This window comes from Paenibacillus taichungensis, assembly GCF_003287275.1.
GTDB lineage: Bacteria > Bacillota > Bacilli > Paenibacillales > Paenibacillaceae > Paenibacillus > Paenibacillus taichungensis_A.
The window spans coordinates 59,672-76,322 of sequence record NZ_QEVW01000002.1 but is presented as its reverse complement, the minus strand read 5'-3'; the positions used below and the strand labels follow the sequence as shown (position 1 = coordinate 76,322).

The following is a 16,651-nucleotide window of genomic DNA, read 5'->3' as shown; positions in this document are numbered from 1 at the left end:
ATTATGATGAAGAACGGTGTCTTATATACTATTTAGCTGGTTACCAGAACAACAATCTACGCTTCATCATCACAGGTTCTTCCGGCTCTATGATTTGATTGTTCCATACCGAGCACGCATTATTTTGCAAAGTTTGAACCAGGTGACTTCCAAATCGGCGTTCAAGCAGGTGATATGCGGCCTTCATTGAAAATGTTCTTTCTTCCATATTGTGGGCGTCTGATGAAATGAAATGAAATCCGTTTTCTTTGCAAAAATGGAAACACCATTTCTGAACTTTTCGCCCGAAAAGTCCCATGACCGATTGAGCCGTGATTTGACATAGAGCTCCTTGCCCAACATATTCAACCAATAAATCGGGATTGTTCTGGATTGGACGATTTCGTTCGGGATGAGCAATAATAGGAATGATACCCGCCAATTTAAGTTCTTGGAGTATCCCGGGGAACTGCGAGGGGATATGACCAAAGGGCAATTCCATCAACATGTAACGACTCCCGGCGAGTGTGCAGCACTTTCCTGCGTATAAGTCTGCAATCAGGTTGTCATGCACTCTGATCTCCTGTCCGGGGCGGATCTCCAAGCAAATGTTGCGTTTGCGAAGTTCTGCATGTAGCAGGTCCACTGCCTGATTGACCACGTTGGGTTGATTGTTGTACTGCCCGTTCAGGTGATGCGGAGTAGCAATGATCGAGGTAATTCCTGAGGCTGCCGCTTTCTCAGCCATCGCAATGGACTGTTCCATATGAACAGGGCCATCATCCAGACCGGATAAAATGTGGCAGTGCATTTCAACCATATCCAAACTTCCTCAATGTATGATCCCCCTCGCCCCTTTATTCATTGCGCAAATGCTTTTGGTGTTAAAGAACTAATGCATAACGCTATGAAATATAGTAAAATGGCGTTAAGTACATGCTTGTTCAGAATATGTTTAGAATGTGTTCAACTCATATGGTAAAATCAATGTAATGATAGGTTTTCTGTAAGTCAGGTTGCTCCGATGCCTTTTCATATTGAAACCGGGAAACCGTCGGAAACTGAACTTCTCGAATCATTGTATTTAACTGTCCCGTTATATATAGTGTCTGCTCTTGCTGAATATGCAAACTTGAATGATACAATGTGAGCTCACCGAAGGGTTGTTTCCATTGCAACCTTGCGTGGAGTCGTACACATACATGGCTATCTTCTACATCCAAACCAATCAGCATCTCTGATGATATCGGCAAGTCCAGGTCACTCAGGAAGGTGATCGCTCGCGTGTCCATTCCAAGCAACAGAACAGGGCGTCTTTTGCGGTCTACCAGTTTGCCATGAAACTCCTGAATGTACATATGGACATTTAATTTGAGATCCGCCCATTCCTGAATCATTGAATTCATGGCTTCATTCCTTTAGAATGGATTAGCTTGCAAGAGTTGCCCATACTCCTTCTCACAGGTATATTGGCTAGGCAACGTGGTCATACTTAAAATATCCCAAATGATACATTTTGTAACTCCATACGTCCAATTTACGATACAATTTGTATCATGTCAAGCAGTATTTGGACATGGTTCTTTTGATTTACGACAATATGAGATGTCCTTAGACAGACCTATATACAACTAGGACTACTAAGGCGTTACGATGATGCAGGAAAGCTGCCCTGATCAAACATTTGGCTCAGGATTGTTCTAATATATATTTGATGGCGTTCAGGGGGAAATAGCATATGAGCTACGGAAATCGCATTGCTGAATTAAGGGAACAGCGGGGACTTACTCAAGAAGAACTTGCGAGCTCCATTCATATTACGAGAGCTGCTCTCTCCCACTACGAGAAAAACCGACGCAAACCGGATTTCGAAGTGTTAACGAGACTTGCTGACATCTTTGGCGTATCCATTGATTATCTCATTGGACGGACGAAACAAAGTGATGTCGTAATGGATGAGGACGTAAGGCAGTTCGTGGACGCCCTTGAATTATCGGATAAGGAAGTGCTGGAACGCTTCGGACTGATGATTGATGGCAAACCCTTAACAGAAGAAGAGGCACGTCGTTTTATTGCTTTTGTCCGTATGGAACGCAGTATGGATTAAACCGCAAAGAAGACCCAGTACCGAGAAATACCACTCTCCGGTTGCTGGGCTTTTTTATGTCTTGATTTCCCTCCATCTATTCTATGCTTGTCGATGTGTTGTCAAGCGCGCTTGTTGTTGTCGGAGGATACGAAATGGTTCCAACGCTCCGGGTCGATTCCGCATTGCAGTAAAACTTTCATGATGTCCATCTGGGTTGCTTCGACTGGTTTACCTTTCGGCTTACGATCGCCCCTGTTTGGTTGCTTCATATTCATTCCGCTAACCTCTCTTATCTTTATACTTTCCCTGCACTCCAAAACTAGCCTTATTATACTTGAGAAAGTTCTTCAATGTTGTCGTCTCATGGCGATAGCGTTTTTTGTGCGGGTTCTAATTTTGTCGAAAACCAAATAGGAGCTCTACAGCGCCGCATTGGCCGCCATAAAGCTCCTATTATTCTTAATACAACCCGTTCATGCAATCGGACAGGAATATATTAACCTCCTGTACGTGCAAGTTCACGCATATTGGCTTCAAAAGCAGCCAGCAAAGCTGCCTCCCCGGTCAGGCCCGTTGCCTGAATCCGTTCGATTTGCTCCGTCATTCGTTTGAAGTCCTTCGGAATAACCCGAACAAATTGATCTACAGATTGCTGCCAGTTATCCAGAATGCGCTGACCCGCCTCACTGCCTGTGTTCGCAACATGACGTTGAATCATGCCTCGCAGATCTGCACTCTCAGAGACATCTTCGATGCGCTCCAAAAGTACCATTTCCAGATTACAACGTTTCAGGAATGTGCCTTTCGGATCATACACATAAGCGATACCTCCGGACATCCCGGCTGCAAAGTTACGACCTGTATCACCCAGAACGACGACACGTCCACCCGTCATGTACTCACAGCCATGGTCTCCTACACCTTCAACAACCACTTTGGCACCCGAGTTCCGCACAGCAAACCGTTCTCCCGCAATACCACGAATATAAGCTTCACCACTGGTTGCCCCGTATAGAGCTGTGTTACCAATGATGATGTTATCTTCGGCATCAAATGTGGCTTTTGGTGAAGGCATGACGATCAGTTTACCTCCGGACAACCCTTTACCTACATAGTCATTGGAATCCCCTTCAACGGTCAATGTCATCCCTTTAGGTACAAAGGCCCCAAAGCTTTGTCCAGCGGAGCCGACAAATTTGAATTGAACCGTATCTTCTGGCAATCCTGCTATGCCATATTTGCGCGTGATTTCACTGCCCAAAATGGTACCTACTGCACGGTTTACGTTGGTAATTGGAAGCACTGCTTCAACCGGCTGACCGGATTCAATCGCAGGTTGTGCCAATGGTAGCAACTGCTGCATATCCAGCGTCTCTTCCAATTGGTGGTTTTGATGCTGAGTACGGTAACGTGCAGAACCTTCTGGCATTTCAGGCACATGTAACAATACGGACAGATCCACACCTTTTTTCTTCCAGTGGTCTACAGCCTCTACCGTTTCGAGGCAATCGGTACGACCTACCATTTCCTGAATCGTACGGAATCCAAGATCAGCCATGATTTCACGAACATCTTCAGCAACAAATCGCATGAAGTTGACGACATGAGCAGGATCTCCCGTGTAATTTTTACGCAATTCAGGGTTTTGTGTCGCTACACCTACCGGACATGTATCCATCTGGCAGACACGCATCATGATACAGCCTAATGCAACGAGTGGTGCTGTAGAGAATCCATACTCCTCAGCTCCGAGCAAAGCTGCGATCGCCAAGTCACGACCATTCAGCATCTTTCCGTCTGTTTCCAGTACGACACGATCACGCAGATTGTTCAGCATCAACGTTTGATGTGTTTCTGCAAGTCCCAGCTCCCAAGGCATACCCGCGTGGCGAATCGAACCTTGTGGAGAAGCCCCTGTACCGCCGTCATAACCGCTGACGAGGATAATGTCGGCGCGACCTTTAGCAACACCAGCAGCAATCGTTCCGACGCCGACTTCGGATACCAATTTAACATTGATCTCTGCACGTGGATTGGCATTTTTCAAGTCATAGATCAACTCAGCCAGATCCTCAATCGAGTAGATATCATGATGCGGTGGCGGAGAGATCAGACCTACACCTGGTGTTGATCCACGAACCTCAGCAACCCAAGGGTATACCTTACGTCCAGGCAGCTGTCCACCTTCACCCGGTTTTGCTCCCTGTGCCATCTTGATCTGAATCTCGTCGGCATTAACCAGATAGTTCGATGTTACACCAAAACGTCCGGATGCCACCTGTTTGATCGCACTGCGACGAGAATCACCGTTACTATCTTTAATGAAGCGAGCCGGATCTTCGCCGCCTTCACCTGTATTGGACTTACCACCAACACGGTTCATCGCAATAGCGAGATCTTCATGTGCCTCTTTGCTGATTGAACCGAAGGACATTGCCCCTGTTTTGAAACGGCGCATAATGTCTTCGACGGATTCTACTTCTTCCAAAGGAATAGCAGGACCGACCGGTTTAAGTCTCAGCATGGAGCGAATGGTCAGCAACTGATCATTTTCGCCTTGCACGAGTTTGGAATACTTTTTATACAGTTTGTAGTCGCCCGTACGTACTGCATGCTGTAACGTATGGATCGTTTGCGGATTGAACAGATGCTCTTCTCCGTCGTTACGCCATTGGTATTCCCCGCCGGAATCCAGTACTTTGTCATTGCCATCTTTGTCCGTAAAGGCACGGTTGTGATGAGTCAATGCTTCGGCTGCCACTTCTTCTAGACCAATCCCGCCAATTCGCGAAGGTGTCCACGTAAAGTAACGATCAACGAAGTCCGATTTCAGGCCCACGGCTTCAAAGATTTGAGCACCGCGATAGGATTGAATCGTCGAGATTCCCATTTTGGACAATATTTTAATAACGCCCTTGGTAGCGGCTTTAATGTAGTTCTTCACGGCTTTCTCATGTGAGATGCCACGCAGCAACCCTTGCTGAATCATGTCATCCAGCGTTTCAAACGCCAGATAAGGGTTCACCGCACTTACGCCGTAACCAAGCAACAAGGCATAGTGATGAATGTCACGCGGCTCTGCCGATTCCAGCAAAATGCTAACTTTGGTTCTGGTTCCTTTGCGAATCAGATGGTGATGCAAACCTGCTACGGCCAGCAATGCAGGAATTGCAGCATTCTCCGCGTCAACACCACGGTCAGACAGGATCAAAATGTTGTGACCTTTGTCAATGACACGGTCTGAAGCTTCGAAGAGCAGTTCCATCGCTTTGCGAAGTCCTTCTGCGCCCTCTTTTGCTGTAAAGAAGATCGGAATCGTCATCGAACGGAAGCCCGGACGACGAACGTGGCGAATCTTCGCAAAATCCTCATTAGAGAGTACCGGTGTATCCAAACGAATCTGACGACAACTCTCGGGTTCAGGATTCAGCAGGTTACGCTCAGGTCCGATCGTTGTTGCTGTAGACGTTACAATCTCTTCACGAATTGCGTCGATCGGTGGATTCGTAACTTGTGCAAACATTTGTTTAAAATAGTTATACAGACGCTGCGGACGATCCGACAAAACCGCCAGTGGTGCATCATAACCCATGGACCCTGTAGCTTCCATGCCTGTTGAAGCCATTGGCTCCAACACTTTGCGCAATTCTTCAAATGTATATCCATAGGCCAGCTGAAGCTGGGTCACGTTATCATGTTTTGGATCAGGCAGTTCCGGTGCATCCGGCAGCTCATTCAGATCCATCAGATGCTCATCGAGCCAATCCTGATACGGATTCTCGGCCGCAATGAGAGCTTTCACTTCCTCATCCGCAATGATACGGCCTTGCTCTGTATCAACAAGCAACATACGTCCAGGACGCAGACGATCTTTGTAGAGAATTTCTTCAGGAGCGATATCAAGTACCCCCACCTCGGAGGATAAAATAATACGGTCATCTTTCGTTACATAATAACGTGCAGGACGCAAACCATTACGGTCAAGAGTTGCACCAATCTGCAAACCGTCGGTAAAAGCCATCGCTGCAGGTCCATCCCAAGGCTCCATCATCGTGCTGTGATATTCATAGAATGCCTTTTTGGCAGGGTCCATTCCCTCATCTGTACTCCAAGGCTCAGGAACCATCATCATGGCCACGTGTGGCAATGAACGTCCGCTCAAATAAAGGAACTCTAGCGTGTTATCAAACATCGCTGTATCCGAACCATCCGGATTGATAACCGGTTTTACTTTCGAGATGTCGTTACCGAACAATTCGCTTTCAAACAGCGACTGCCGGGCATGCATCCAGTTCACGTTACCACGCATCGTATTGATCTCACCGTTGTGGATCATGAAGCGATACGGGTGAGCACGCTCCCAGCTAGGGAATGTATTCGTACTGAAGCGGGAGTGAACAAGCGCAATTGCTGATTCCACGAGATCTTCCTGAAGATCCAGATAGAACTGTCCCACCTGTTCCGTTGTCAGCATGCCTTTGTAGACAATTTTGCGACAGGACAAGCTTGGCAGGTAGAATGAACCACCTTCTGCTTCATCCGCGGAATAACGAATAGCCAGCTCCGCACGTCTACGAATGACGTACAATTTCCGTTCAAATCCCAATTCATCCTTAACATCTGCCGATCTTCCAATGAACACCTGACGTACATAAGGCTTCGCTGCAAGCGCAGATCGTCCCAGCATTTCATCAAACGTAGGCACATCCCGGAAACCCAGGAACGTCTGGCCTTCTTCTTCGATGATTTTCTTAAGGCTTTCTTCGTGCGCGCTCCGAATGACAGGGTCCTGTGAAAGGAACAGCATCCCTACGCCGTAGAAGCCTTGTTCAGGTAATGCAAAACCAAGACGGTCCGCTTCCTGTGCAAAATAGCGATGTGGAATCTGGATCAAGATACCGGCTCCGTCACCGGAATTCGGCTCACTGCCCTGTCCTCCGCGGTGTTCCATGTTACTGAGCATGGTCAGTGCCTGACTAACGATGTCGTGTGAAGGTACTCCTTTGATGTTGGCGACAAAACCCATTCCGCATGCGTCTTTTTCGAACTGCGGGTCATACAGACCCTGTTTAGGAGGTAATCCGATGTGTCTCATGGAACGCAACCTTTCTATAATGAAGTATTTCGGAAAGATCAAGAACATAGGCAACAAGCAACAATGAAACGGGAGGAACGGGCATTTTCAACATGAAAATTGCCTGCTGGATGAACGAGGGCGACAGCAATAAGGGCTGTCAATCTTATAAGTGCTGCTATTGCGGCAGGGGCCATCCATGAGATGAGCTGGTCCGGATCACCCGGTAAACAGCTTGGTATAACAACACGCAACCGCTGGCACGGCCGCTGGTATGGAGCGACGTTTTTTGATATAGTTCTATTATTTTAACACCGACCTAACATCAGCGCAATTTAAACTTTTTAATACCTCTGATAAGAAATGTTTTGCAGTACAGCTTTAGTGTGCTGATGCTAAAATTCATCTCTTTTTCGAATAATTATACACATTTTATGTCAGAGTACAACTAATTTTAATTGCTGACAAAAGAAAATCATTCCATATGTGGCCTGCGTTTAACCATAGTTGGGCCAATTTCTCATGTCATGCTCCAGCGATTATCTTCATCCTTATGCATTTGTATACAAAAAGAGTCTGCAGCCCATTTTCAGGTCGCAGACTCTTTGCACTATTTGACTACTATATTGCATAATTTTGATACTTGAGTTCAAAGTTTATTTTCACTATTCTGTCCTATTCCGGTTCAATTCGGCTTATGCCGTCACCACTTGACCGGATTCAACCACTTCGGCTTCTTTTTTGCGACGTCTGCCGCTCCAAAGGAAGAAAGCCAAGGTCAGCAGCACAGATATACCTGCATAGATTGACAGAATACCGACCTGATGCCACATCACATCGAAATTGCCACTGGATACAACTGCTTTGAAGCCCATGATGCTGTGCGTCATTGGCAGCCAAGGGCTAAACGCCTGAAGCCACGACGGAATCAGCTCCACCGGGAAGGTTCCCGCACTTGCTGCAAGCTGGAAGACCAATAACAGGATAACAACATAACGTCCTGGCAAGTCAAGCCAAGTTACGAGGGCCTGAACAATAAACATAAAGGTCAGTCCCGTAAAGATCGTGAACAGATAGAACAGCGGTACGCTGTGTGTTTCCAGTCCAAGACCGTACAGCATGAAGCTTGCCACGATTACGGATTGGATAATGCTCACAAAACCGAATACGAGCGTACGGCTTACAAAACGGTTCCAACCCGTTGCCCCCGGTACGGAAGTTTCCCGCATTTTCAAAACAATCGTTGAAATCAGCGATCCAACAAACAAACCGATGGACAGGAAGAACGGCGTCAACCCTGTACCGTAATTGCTCACGTTCTCTGTTGTGTTCTCGGACGTATTCACAGGTTCAGCAAACATATTCACTACATCGTCCGTTTTCTTGACTTCTGACGTTTTCTGAGCCGCATCGTTCAGCTTGGTAGCCAGTTCGCTTGAGCCGTCTTTCAGCTCAGTTAAACCGTCTGCCAGCTTGCCTGCTCCGTCACCGAGTTGTTTGGAGCCGTCCGTTAGCGAACTCACACCACCGCTCAATTTACCCACACCTGATTGCAGGGCTGTAGTTCCGGAGCCCAGTTGCTTGGCTCCATCTGCCAGCAATGTGCCTCCACTTGCAGCCTCGCCCAGCTTACCGCTGAACTGTTTCAGACCATCGGAGAGCTTCGCTCCGCCTTGGCTAAGCTGTCCAGCGCCCGCCAGCAATTGCTGCTGACCATCCACCAACTGGTTCGCACCTGTCAGAAGCTGCTCTTGGCCTCCATGCAGCTCAGACGCACCTGCTGCCAGTTGCTGATTGCCCTGGTGCAACTGATCTGCACCCTGCGCGAGCTTCTGTTCGCTCTCATGCAGTTGCTTACTGCCTTCAGCGACTGCTGCACTGGCTGCCAGCAGCTTCTGTACATCCTCACTGGCTGCCAGTTCAGGGTTGGATGCAGCAAGCTGCTTCAACCCGTCAGCAACGCCTTGAGCACCATCAGCAACCTTGCTGCTGCCGTCTACTGCCGATTGCAGGCCAGTGGCCAAAGTGCCGCTACCTTGGACTGCACTTTGCAGACCCTCGGACAGCTTCGCACTGCCCTGCTCAGACGACTGCAGACCCGCTTGCAGTTTGCCTGCTCCGTCCACGGAAGACTTCAGTCCAGTTTCCAGCTTGGCACTGCCGTCCTTCAACTGGTCTGCACCGCTCTGAAGCTGGCTTGTCGCCGCTGCTTGCAGCTGCTGCAAACCGGATACCAGATTCGATGTTCCACTTTCAAGTTTAGATGCACCCGTATGCAGTGCATTTACACCATCACTTAATGGAGACAAGCCATCTTGAAGTTCCAATGTACCAGAAGCCAGCTTCTCCAGATTATCCTTGAGCTTCATAGCTCCATCATCCAGCTTGCCTGCACCGGTATTCAATTCTCCAGCGCCGTCTCCAGCTTCTGCCAATCCGTCCGACACTTCGGAAAACTTGTCGAACAGGGTCTCCGCATAGGATTCCGTCACTTTGGCCGAAACCTTAGCTTTTAGATCCTTGATGGCCGTCTTCCCAATCTGCGCACCCACGAAGCTGTAATTTCCATTCGGTTCATAGATCAGATCAGCCGGCTGTGGCTTATCATCAAGCAACGTGGTTGCCTGGGATGAAAAGTTTTCCGGAATCGTAATTTGCATATAATACTTGTCGTTTTCCATGCCTTCTTTGGCTTGGCTGGCACTGACAAAGTCCCATTTAAAATCTGCATTTTTCTTCAGTTCATCAACGAGGTCACTACCGACATGCAATGATTTGCCTTCCAGTTCTGCGCCCTTATCAAGGTTTACAACCGCAACCGGCATTTCATCGACATGACCATATGGGTCCCAGTAGGCAGCCAAATAGATACCACTATATAGAATCGGTATAAATAAAATTGCAATAACGGGGATCAACACCTTCGGGTTTCTCACGGCCGATCCCACATCCTTGAAAAACACGGATAAAGATTTCATGTTATTTTCTCCCCTTGTTCTCTCTGCTTCCTAAGCAGAATAACCATAATGAAATTAATTTGATTCCTTTCGGAAAATTTACCGAAATACGAAATGACTATTTTCCTCAAACGGTCACTTTAGAGCAAAAAAACAAACCTGTCTTTCGACAAGCCTCACTGCCTTCAATCGTATGACTAACCCATATGATAGTAGAATAAATTCGGGTTACGTTGCAGCAGCAATTCCTTCCATTAAGAAAAGGCGAAAGTAATTCTTGATTTCCTCTTTGCTCAGCGGCTCATGTTGCTTGCTCCAATCTGAGGTAAGGGCAATGTACAAACGAATCATCATAAAGGCTACTACCTGTGGATCACAGTCACGAATCTCTCCGTTGTCTCTTGCCTTCTCAAGCTCCCGTGCCAGAAAATCGGAGATGACTTTCTCCACTTTCTCCAAACCTTCTTTGGCCTGAAGAGTTCCAAAATCCTTAAGCTCCTGGGACAATTTAACCAGCAAATCGTGATCACGGCGAAACTCCAGCAATGAATCAAGCACACGAAACAAATTATCAAAAAAAGCACTTTCCTGATGAACTTCACGATGAGCAATGTTTTTCATTTCCTGGATTACTTCCACCAAAATCTGATCAAACAATTGTTCCTTATTCGTAAAGAACGTGTAGATCGTTCCCTTGCCAACATTCGCAATCTTCGCTACCTGATCCATCGTGGTTGCCTTGTATCCAAACATGGCAAAAGACTGCGCGGCTGCATGAATGACCTGCTGTCTCCTGTCAATCGGAGCCATCATATCCCTCCTCATTTTCATTGATCGTCCTCTTTAAATGACCAAAAATACAATTCGGTCATTCGGTCAAAACCAAGATTACCACTCTCATCATCAGATTGCAACCCTAACATTAAAAAATTGTGTTAATTTTTTTTAACCGAAATGCAGTGGAAACTGCTTCTATCGTCGTCTATAGTGTATGATGACTCCAACAACACGGATTAAGACGAAGTTTTGATGTATCAGAACATTAACTATAGTGTAAATATGTAACGAATGAACATGATTTCCCGCTTCGCTGTATATTCTTGTAGTAATGCAACGTGCGGTATGACTATGAATGTTAAATTTAAATTGATGAATAAAGGTGAACTCATGCGAAAACCAAGAGTGCTCTTGTTATCCGAAGGTTTCGGCACCGGTCACACCCAGGCCGCCCATGCGCTCGCAAGCGGCATTAAGAAAGTCAGTCCACATGTGCATAGTCGGGTTATTGAGCTCGGCAAATTTTTAAATCCAACCATGGCTCCGCTTATTCTGTCTGCATACCGCAAGACGCTAACTGTTCAGCCTAAGCTGGTCAGTCTGCTGTATCGGACACAATACAACAAATCACTAAACGGATTTACCAAACTGGCCTTGCACCGGATTTTCTACACACAGACGGCTCAAGTCGTATCCCAATTGAAACCCGATGCTGTGATCTGTACTCATCCATTTCCGAATGCGGTCATCTCACGACTGAAACGCCAGGGACTTAATATTCCACTATATACGTTGGTCACAGACTATGACGTACATGCAACGTGGATTAATCCCGAGGTCAACAAATATTTGGTATCCACGCCACAGGTAAAGGCTCTGCTTGAGATCAGGGGTGTTGAGCCCTCTCGCATCCAAATCACCGGTATTCCTGTGCATCCTGACTTCTGGGAAGCAGGAGACAAGGTAAGCCTCCGACAGGAAATGGGGCTTCAGAACATGCCCACTGCTCTGCTAATGGGTGGCGGATGGGGTCTTTCCTTTGATGAAGAGCATATGAAGGCCCTCACGTCATGGGCGGATCGTGTACAGCTGCTGTTCTGTCTGGGAAGCAATGAGAAAATGATTGCCAAGCTGAAAGAAATGTCCTGCTTCCAACATCCGAATATACGCATTCTTGGGTATACTCGTGAGGTCAGCAAACTGATGGACGTATCCGATGTGCTCATTACGAAACCAGGTGGCATGACTTGTACAGAAGCATTGGCTAAAGGCTTGCCGATGTTATTCGTACCTCCATTGCCGGGACAGGAAGAAGAGAACTGTGAATATTTTGTACAAGCCGGATACGGCCAGGTGATTCACTCTGCTGACGTTATAACCAATCGCTTCAGGCATTTGTGTGAGCAGATCTATGCACCACGTGAAGCTGAAAGTCAGCTGAAATCAGTTCACAAATTAGGGAGCAAAAACACCTACGATCCAACCTGTTGTGCCCAGGCTGTCCATGATTTATTGTTCCCGGCCACAGCGGAAGTCACATCAGCGCCCAAGGAGCGCTTCACAGCCGGAATTGGAGCAACTTCGCTGTCAGGTACCCGAATCCCATTCTAGCAGCTCTATGACCCCTTCTAATCGTTCTACGAAGGCGTTTCATCTCTTAAAGACATGCATAAAGAAGGTTCCCCTCCATTAATCCGGAAGGGAACCTTCTTTTATTTCATTCATATTTCTGTATGATTAGCTGGTAAAAAGGGTAATTTAAATAACAAACTCTCATCACCAATCAAATTAAAAACGACGAAATAAAACTGCATTACAGGGCTTTTCAAGGTCTATGTAGCGAATACATAGTTAACTACCCTGCCTGTTTGCAGAATTTACGGGTCAATTACTTGTAAAAAGTATGATGCCCGATCGTTTTTACTTTTTTCTGGGAACGAGCCACTGTCAGATCGTCCGCAAGCGTCAATGACAAGAAATAATACGTATCATCGGCGACTTCCTTTTTCCCATTCAGTGCTGCATTAACCGCCTTGATACTGTCCTCATTAGGAGTAACACGTTTCAAGCGCCCGTTCGCTACAGGACTGAATTGAGATTTCTGGTAGATTACTTTGTAAATGGTATCGGGAAAATTGGCTGACCGCAGCCGGTTTAAGACAACATTGGCAACTGCCACTTTGCCTTCGTACGGTTCACCTTCCGCCTCTGCCATGACGATTTTTTGCAGCAGAAGCAGCTCTTTATCGGACACACTGTATGACCAGGTTGCAAGTTTCGAGTCTTCCTGGTTCAGGAGTTTGGTCCGTGTAAAGTAAAGTTTTTGGGGGGGAGTCGTAATTGCAGCTACCGCTTTGGCATGCTCTATCTTGGCCAATTTCAGAGCTGCTTCTTTCTTCGCTTTGGCCGCTGCTGCAGCTCGGGCCGCATGTTTAGCCTTAGCTTCTTTATGTTCCTGCTCTTCCTGGGCAGCCGTCAGCCAGTTCTTGGCCGGAAGCGAATTGGTCCAGTTATCAGTCTGTGTAGACGCATCAGAAGATAGACTTGTCCCGTCTTCCATCATACGCCTGTCTCCGCTAAAAGAATTTTCGCTATTTTCTGCTGATGCCGCAAGTTCGGTCATCTGTTTGCTATCACTTGCCTCATTCCATTTTCCAGTCGCCTGAACGACGTTAGCCCCCACTATACATACAAGCAGCACAGATAACATCGGTGCCACCCAACGATTCTTGCTTATAATATCCATTCGAAGATTCCTCCTGTCGAAACAATTCCCTAATCTAAGTAACCACAAAAAAAGAATTTGAATAACGATGGCTAATATTACATAGGGAATAACGTTATGTCAATGTGATTTTATGTCATATCAATGAGTTTCAGGAAAAAGAAAACGTATCCACGACGTCATACATCGGCGCCTGACCTGGCTGTGTCACATAAAGCACAAAATCTTGGACCATCCAAGAATTAACACCTAAAAACTGCCCTGGAAGCACTCCAAATATCCCTTTATCTTCATTTCCTGGGTTTTGGCCCAGAAATTTACGCGCAATCGTAATATGAGGAGAATAAGGTCTTAATTCCGCCTCAAATCCAAGGGAAGAAGTTGCGCCCACGATCTGTTTTTGCAGAAGATGAAGTTGATCCGTTTCTCCCTCAACACCCTTCCACAACACCTTTGGCGCTTCTTCCAGACCAAACGTTCCCCATCCGGATAATTGCAGTTCAAAAGGCTGGAACCCGGCCGTTGCCGAACGCAGCGCTTTACGCAGATGTCCAATGTCACTTACAAGGGTATCTCCCAGAAATTGCAGTGTAATATGATAATCCCGGTAGTCCGTCCATTTGCGAAAATCAAGCTTTCCTTGCACCTGTTCCGCAGACATCCGAAGTAAATTCTGAATATGTGCCGGCATACGGAGTGCAATAAATAATCGTTCCCGTCGGGATGGAAGATCCGTATGTGAATGTGAATAGTTATTCATGGTATACACCTCTTCTAAAGTTCGTTTTATTATTTCACAGTCGTCTCTATTGTTTCAAGCTGGTTAAGTATAGAGTGACACAATTTTTGGGATTTGCACATGAGGCTGTATTCCTGCCTTTTACGCACATCGTCTTCTTTTCTGCTAAACTAATACCACAACTTATTTCAATTCAGGAGGCCACTAACTATGGGTAAAATTGTATGTTTTCCATCCTTGTCGACAAAGCAGCAACAACGTATTCTGGATGCAGCACCAGGTTATACACTTACGGTTGGCAAAGCCAAAGAGATTGACACATCGGAGTTAAAAGAAGCCGAAATTGTCTTAGGCTGGTCTCCTCTGGTAACCGAACATGCACTGAAAGAAAACAGCCCTTTAAAATGGGTTCAGGTTTGGTCCGCAGGTGTGGACAACCTTCCTTTCTCAGATTTGGAACAAAAAAACATAATGTTAACCAGTGCTAATGGCGTACATGCCATTCCCATTACCGAAATTATTCTGGGTATGATGTTGTCCCACAGCCGCTGGCTTAGACAAGCGATGCTGCACCAGCAGCAGGCGGAATGGAAATCCCCAGGCAAACCTCTTCCGGAATTGCATGGCAAAACAGCGGTCATCGTCGGTGTGGGCGAGATCGGATCAGAAACCGCGCGCATTCTCAAAGCGCTAGGCATGAACGTCATTGGAGTTCGGCGCTCCGGAAAAGACGTTCCAAATGTAGACCAAATGTACAATATGTCCGGCCTATATGAAGCACTGGGGCAAGGCGATTACGTTATCAATATTTTGCCACTCACAGATGAAACCCATCATATCTATAATCAGACTGCATTTGAGCATTTCAAATCCGGTTCCTGTTTCGTCAATGTTGGACGTGGTCCAAGCGTGAATACAGAAGCTCTGCTGGGTGCACTGGACAGTGGAAAGGTTGCCTTTGCTGCACTTGACGTATTCGAGGAGGAACCGCTCCCTGCCGATCATCCACTGTGGGGTAAGGAGAACGTCCTGATTACGCCGCACATTGCAGGCAGTACAGAGCAATACACCGAGCGGGCACTTGATATTTTCGTTCAAAATTTGGAAGCATATATCGCCGGAAGAACTCTCCCGCTCAATCTGGTGAATTATAGTCATAAATACTAAAAATTCTAGATGTTCCTATGTGAAATTGTACAAATTCATGTAAGGTATTTTCCCTACTAAAATCAAAAACCTCCATACCGGAAAATGGATTTTTTCCGGTATGGAGGTTTTTTCTGTTATTTCAGCGCTGTCGTTCTAAGCGCACAGCCAAATGTGACGTATAAACGTGCCTTTGCTCACCGTTCGATACTGATCGATGTTCCATCCGGCATCCAGAATGTGCCCCTCCACCCATTCGGTGGAAACGATCACTGCCTGTCCTGCAAGTCTCTTCAAACTCTTCAACATGGCAAGTTGTTCCTCATCCGGAAGAACAGAACAGAGATTATATGGCATGTCCAGAATAGCTGCATCGTAGAAACCTTCCAGATCATTCATATCCCCGAGGGTAATTCTGGCTGGATCATACCCATAATGAGGAAGATTAATGCGTGCCCCATGTACTGCCAAAGGGTTCAAATCATTTCCTTTGGCCTCAATTCCCATCGACAATGCCTCAATTACAACGGTTCCCATTCCGCAGCATGGATCGAGCAACTGATGTCCCTCCACTTGTGGAATAGCAATATTGACCAAGGCTCTGGCTAACGTAACACCAAGGCCTGTGGAGTAATTCTGTGGCTTCTGATGATGGGTTTGCCACGAGCGATCGGCTTCTTTCCATTGACCGAAGAGCCATTTTCCATTCACATGCATTAGTCCAAAAGTTACGTCAGGCTGTTTCATCATAGCTTTGCCTTGAATGCACATGCCCAGCTCTTTTTCCAGTAGACGGGAATGCGCATAATCCGGCATGTCATCGCCCTCTTTCAAACAGACAACCTTGAACGTTTCACCAGATGACAGATCGATTTGCGAAGCAGCAGGTTTCAGACCTGCCACTGTATCCGCTTCAGCCATCACGTCCAATCTGCCCCGGACAAATGGACTTCTACCTGGTGGAATACAAACATCGGAGTGAACATAGGCGTGATCTCCTGAACCAATATCTGTCCCAGGAACAAGCATCGTTCCCAATTCCAATTCACATAGGGCACGTTCATTCTCATGGCAAGCGAAGGTATATACATAACTTCCGACAAATGAATCTTTGCTGTTTGTAGAGCTCAATATGGTAGCCGTCCTTCATGTTTCTTCTATTATA

General features: G+C 46.6%; 12 protein-coding genes. 3 read left to right on the top strand and 9 right to left on the bottom strand.

What is annotated here, in order from left to right:
• Positions 1-40 precede the first annotated feature (40 nt).
• On the bottom strand, positions 41-799 hold the full coding sequence (locus DC345_RS02670; protein ID WP_113051796.1) for a tyrosine-protein phosphatase: 759 nt from the start codon (positions 797-799) through the stop codon (positions 41-43).
• Between the two features lie 151 nt (positions 800-950).
• Positions 951-1,385 carry a hypothetical protein gene (locus tag DC345_RS02665; protein ID WP_113051795.1) on the bottom strand — a complete coding sequence of 145 codons (435 nt, stop codon included), beginning with the start codon at positions 1,383-1,385 and terminating at the stop codon, positions 951-953.
• Positions 1,386-1,717: 332 nt separating this feature from the next.
• Here DC345_RS02665 and DC345_RS02660 point away from each other — a divergent pair, with 332 nt between their 5' ends.
• Positions 1,718-2,086: a helix-turn-helix domain-containing protein gene (locus DC345_RS02660; RefSeq protein WP_113051794.1), complete on the top strand. Its 369-nt coding sequence runs from the start codon at positions 1,718-1,720 to the stop codon at positions 2,084-2,086.
• Positions 2,087-2,187: 101 nt separating this feature from the next.
• On the opposite strand, the gene DC345_RS31595 is transcribed toward DC345_RS02660, so the two are convergent.
• From DC345_RS31595 to DC345_RS02645, 4 genes are all read right to left on the bottom strand, one after another.
• On the bottom strand, positions 2,188-2,343 hold the full coding sequence (locus DC345_RS31595) for a hypothetical protein (RefSeq protein WP_157258495.1): 156 nt from the start codon (positions 2,341-2,343) through the stop codon (positions 2,188-2,190).
• A 221-nt stretch (positions 2,344-2,564) separates the two neighbouring features.
• Entirely contained in the window at positions 2,565-7,163 is a 4,599-nt protein-coding gene (gene gltB / locus DC345_RS02655; RefSeq protein WP_113051793.1) for a glutamate synthase large subunit, read from the bottom strand.
• Between the two features lie 674 nt (positions 7,164-7,837).
• Positions 7,838-10,120 (bottom strand): YhgE/Pip family protein, encoded by a 2,283-nt coding sequence (locus DC345_RS02650; RefSeq protein ID WP_113051792.1) that lies wholly within the window; start codon positions 10,118-10,120, stop codon positions 7,838-7,840.
• Positions 10,121-10,327: 207 nt separating this feature from the next.
• The gene (locus DC345_RS02645) at positions 10,328-10,909 is read right to left on the bottom strand and encodes a TetR/AcrR family transcriptional regulator (RefSeq protein WP_090894209.1); all 582 of its coding nucleotides are present in this window, start codon (positions 10,907-10,909) and stop codon (positions 10,328-10,330) included.
• Between the two features lie 357 nt (positions 10,910-11,266).
• On the opposite strand from DC345_RS02645, the gene DC345_RS02640 reads away from it, so the two are divergent.
• Positions 11,267-12,487, top strand: coding sequence for an MGDG synthase family glycosyltransferase (locus DC345_RS02640; protein ID WP_113051921.1), 1,221 nt, complete (start codon positions 11,267-11,269; stop codon positions 12,485-12,487).
• Positions 12,488-12,764: 277 nt separating this feature from the next.
• Here DC345_RS02640 and DC345_RS02635 read toward each other — a convergent pair whose 3' ends face one another.
• Together DC345_RS02635 and thpR are read right to left on the bottom strand one after the other, a co-directional pair.
• Complete coding sequence (locus DC345_RS02635) at positions 12,765-13,622, bottom strand: cell wall hydrolase (RefSeq protein ID WP_113051791.1); 858 nt, start codon at positions 13,620-13,622, stop codon at positions 12,765-12,767.
• A gap of 130 nt (positions 13,623-13,752) precedes the next feature.
• On the bottom strand, positions 13,753-14,361 hold the full coding sequence (gene thpR, locus DC345_RS02630) for an RNA 2',3'-cyclic phosphodiesterase (protein WP_113051790.1): 609 nt from the start codon (positions 14,359-14,361) through the stop codon (positions 13,753-13,755).
• Between the two features lie 189 nt (positions 14,362-14,550).
• On the opposite strand from thpR, the gene DC345_RS02625 reads away from it, so the two are divergent.
• A complete protein-coding gene (locus tag DC345_RS02625; RefSeq protein ID WP_113051789.1) occupies positions 14,551-15,507 on the top strand; it encodes a D-2-hydroxyacid dehydrogenase in 957 nt (318 codons plus the stop codon).
• Between the two features lie 135 nt (positions 15,508-15,642).
• Here the strand turns inward: DC345_RS02625 and DC345_RS02620 are convergent, their stop codons facing one another.
• On the bottom strand, positions 15,643-16,617 hold the full coding sequence (locus tag DC345_RS02620) for a TRM11 family SAM-dependent methyltransferase (RefSeq protein WP_258530457.1): 975 nt from the start codon (positions 16,615-16,617) through the stop codon (positions 15,643-15,645).
• Positions 16,618-16,651 lie beyond the last annotated feature (34 nt).

Bases quoted from the DNA above. Each gene is read 5' to 3' on its own strand.
- DC345_RS02670 (WP_113051796.1), bottom strand. From the start codon at position 799: ATGGTTGAAATGCACTGCCACATTTTATCCGGTCTGGATGATGGCCCT.
- DC345_RS02665 (WP_113051795.1), bottom strand. From the start codon at position 1,385: ATGAATTCAATGATTCAGGAATGGGCGGATCTCAAATTAAATGTCCAT.
- DC345_RS02660 (WP_113051794.1), top strand. From the start codon at position 1,718: ATGAGCTACGGAAATCGCATTGCTGAATTAAGGGAACAGCGGGGACTT.
- DC345_RS31595 (WP_157258495.1), bottom strand. From the start codon at position 2,343: ATGAATATGAAGCAACCAAACAGGGGCGATCGTAAGCCGAAAGGTAAA.
- gltB (WP_113051793.1), bottom strand. From the start codon at position 7,163: ATGAGACACATCGGATTACCTCCTAAACAGGGTCTGTATGACCCGCAG.
- DC345_RS02650 (WP_113051792.1), bottom strand. From the start codon at position 10,120: ATGAAATCTTTATCCGTGTTTTTCAAGGATGTGGGATCGGCCGTGAGA.
- DC345_RS02645 (WP_090894209.1), bottom strand. From the start codon at position 10,909: ATGGCTCCGATTGACAGGAGACAGCAGGTCATTCATGCAGCCGCGCAG.
- DC345_RS02640 (WP_113051921.1), top strand. From the start codon at position 11,267: ATGCGAAAACCAAGAGTGCTCTTGTTATCCGAAGGTTTCGGCACCGGT.
- DC345_RS02635 (WP_113051791.1), bottom strand. From the start codon at position 13,622: ATGGATATTATAAGCAAGAATCGTTGGGTGGCACCGATGTTATCTGTG.
- thpR (WP_113051790.1), bottom strand. From the start codon at position 14,361: ATGAATAACTATTCACATTCACATACGGATCTTCCATCCCGACGGGAA.
- DC345_RS02625 (WP_113051789.1), top strand. From the start codon at position 14,551: ATGGGTAAAATTGTATGTTTTCCATCCTTGTCGACAAAGCAGCAACAA.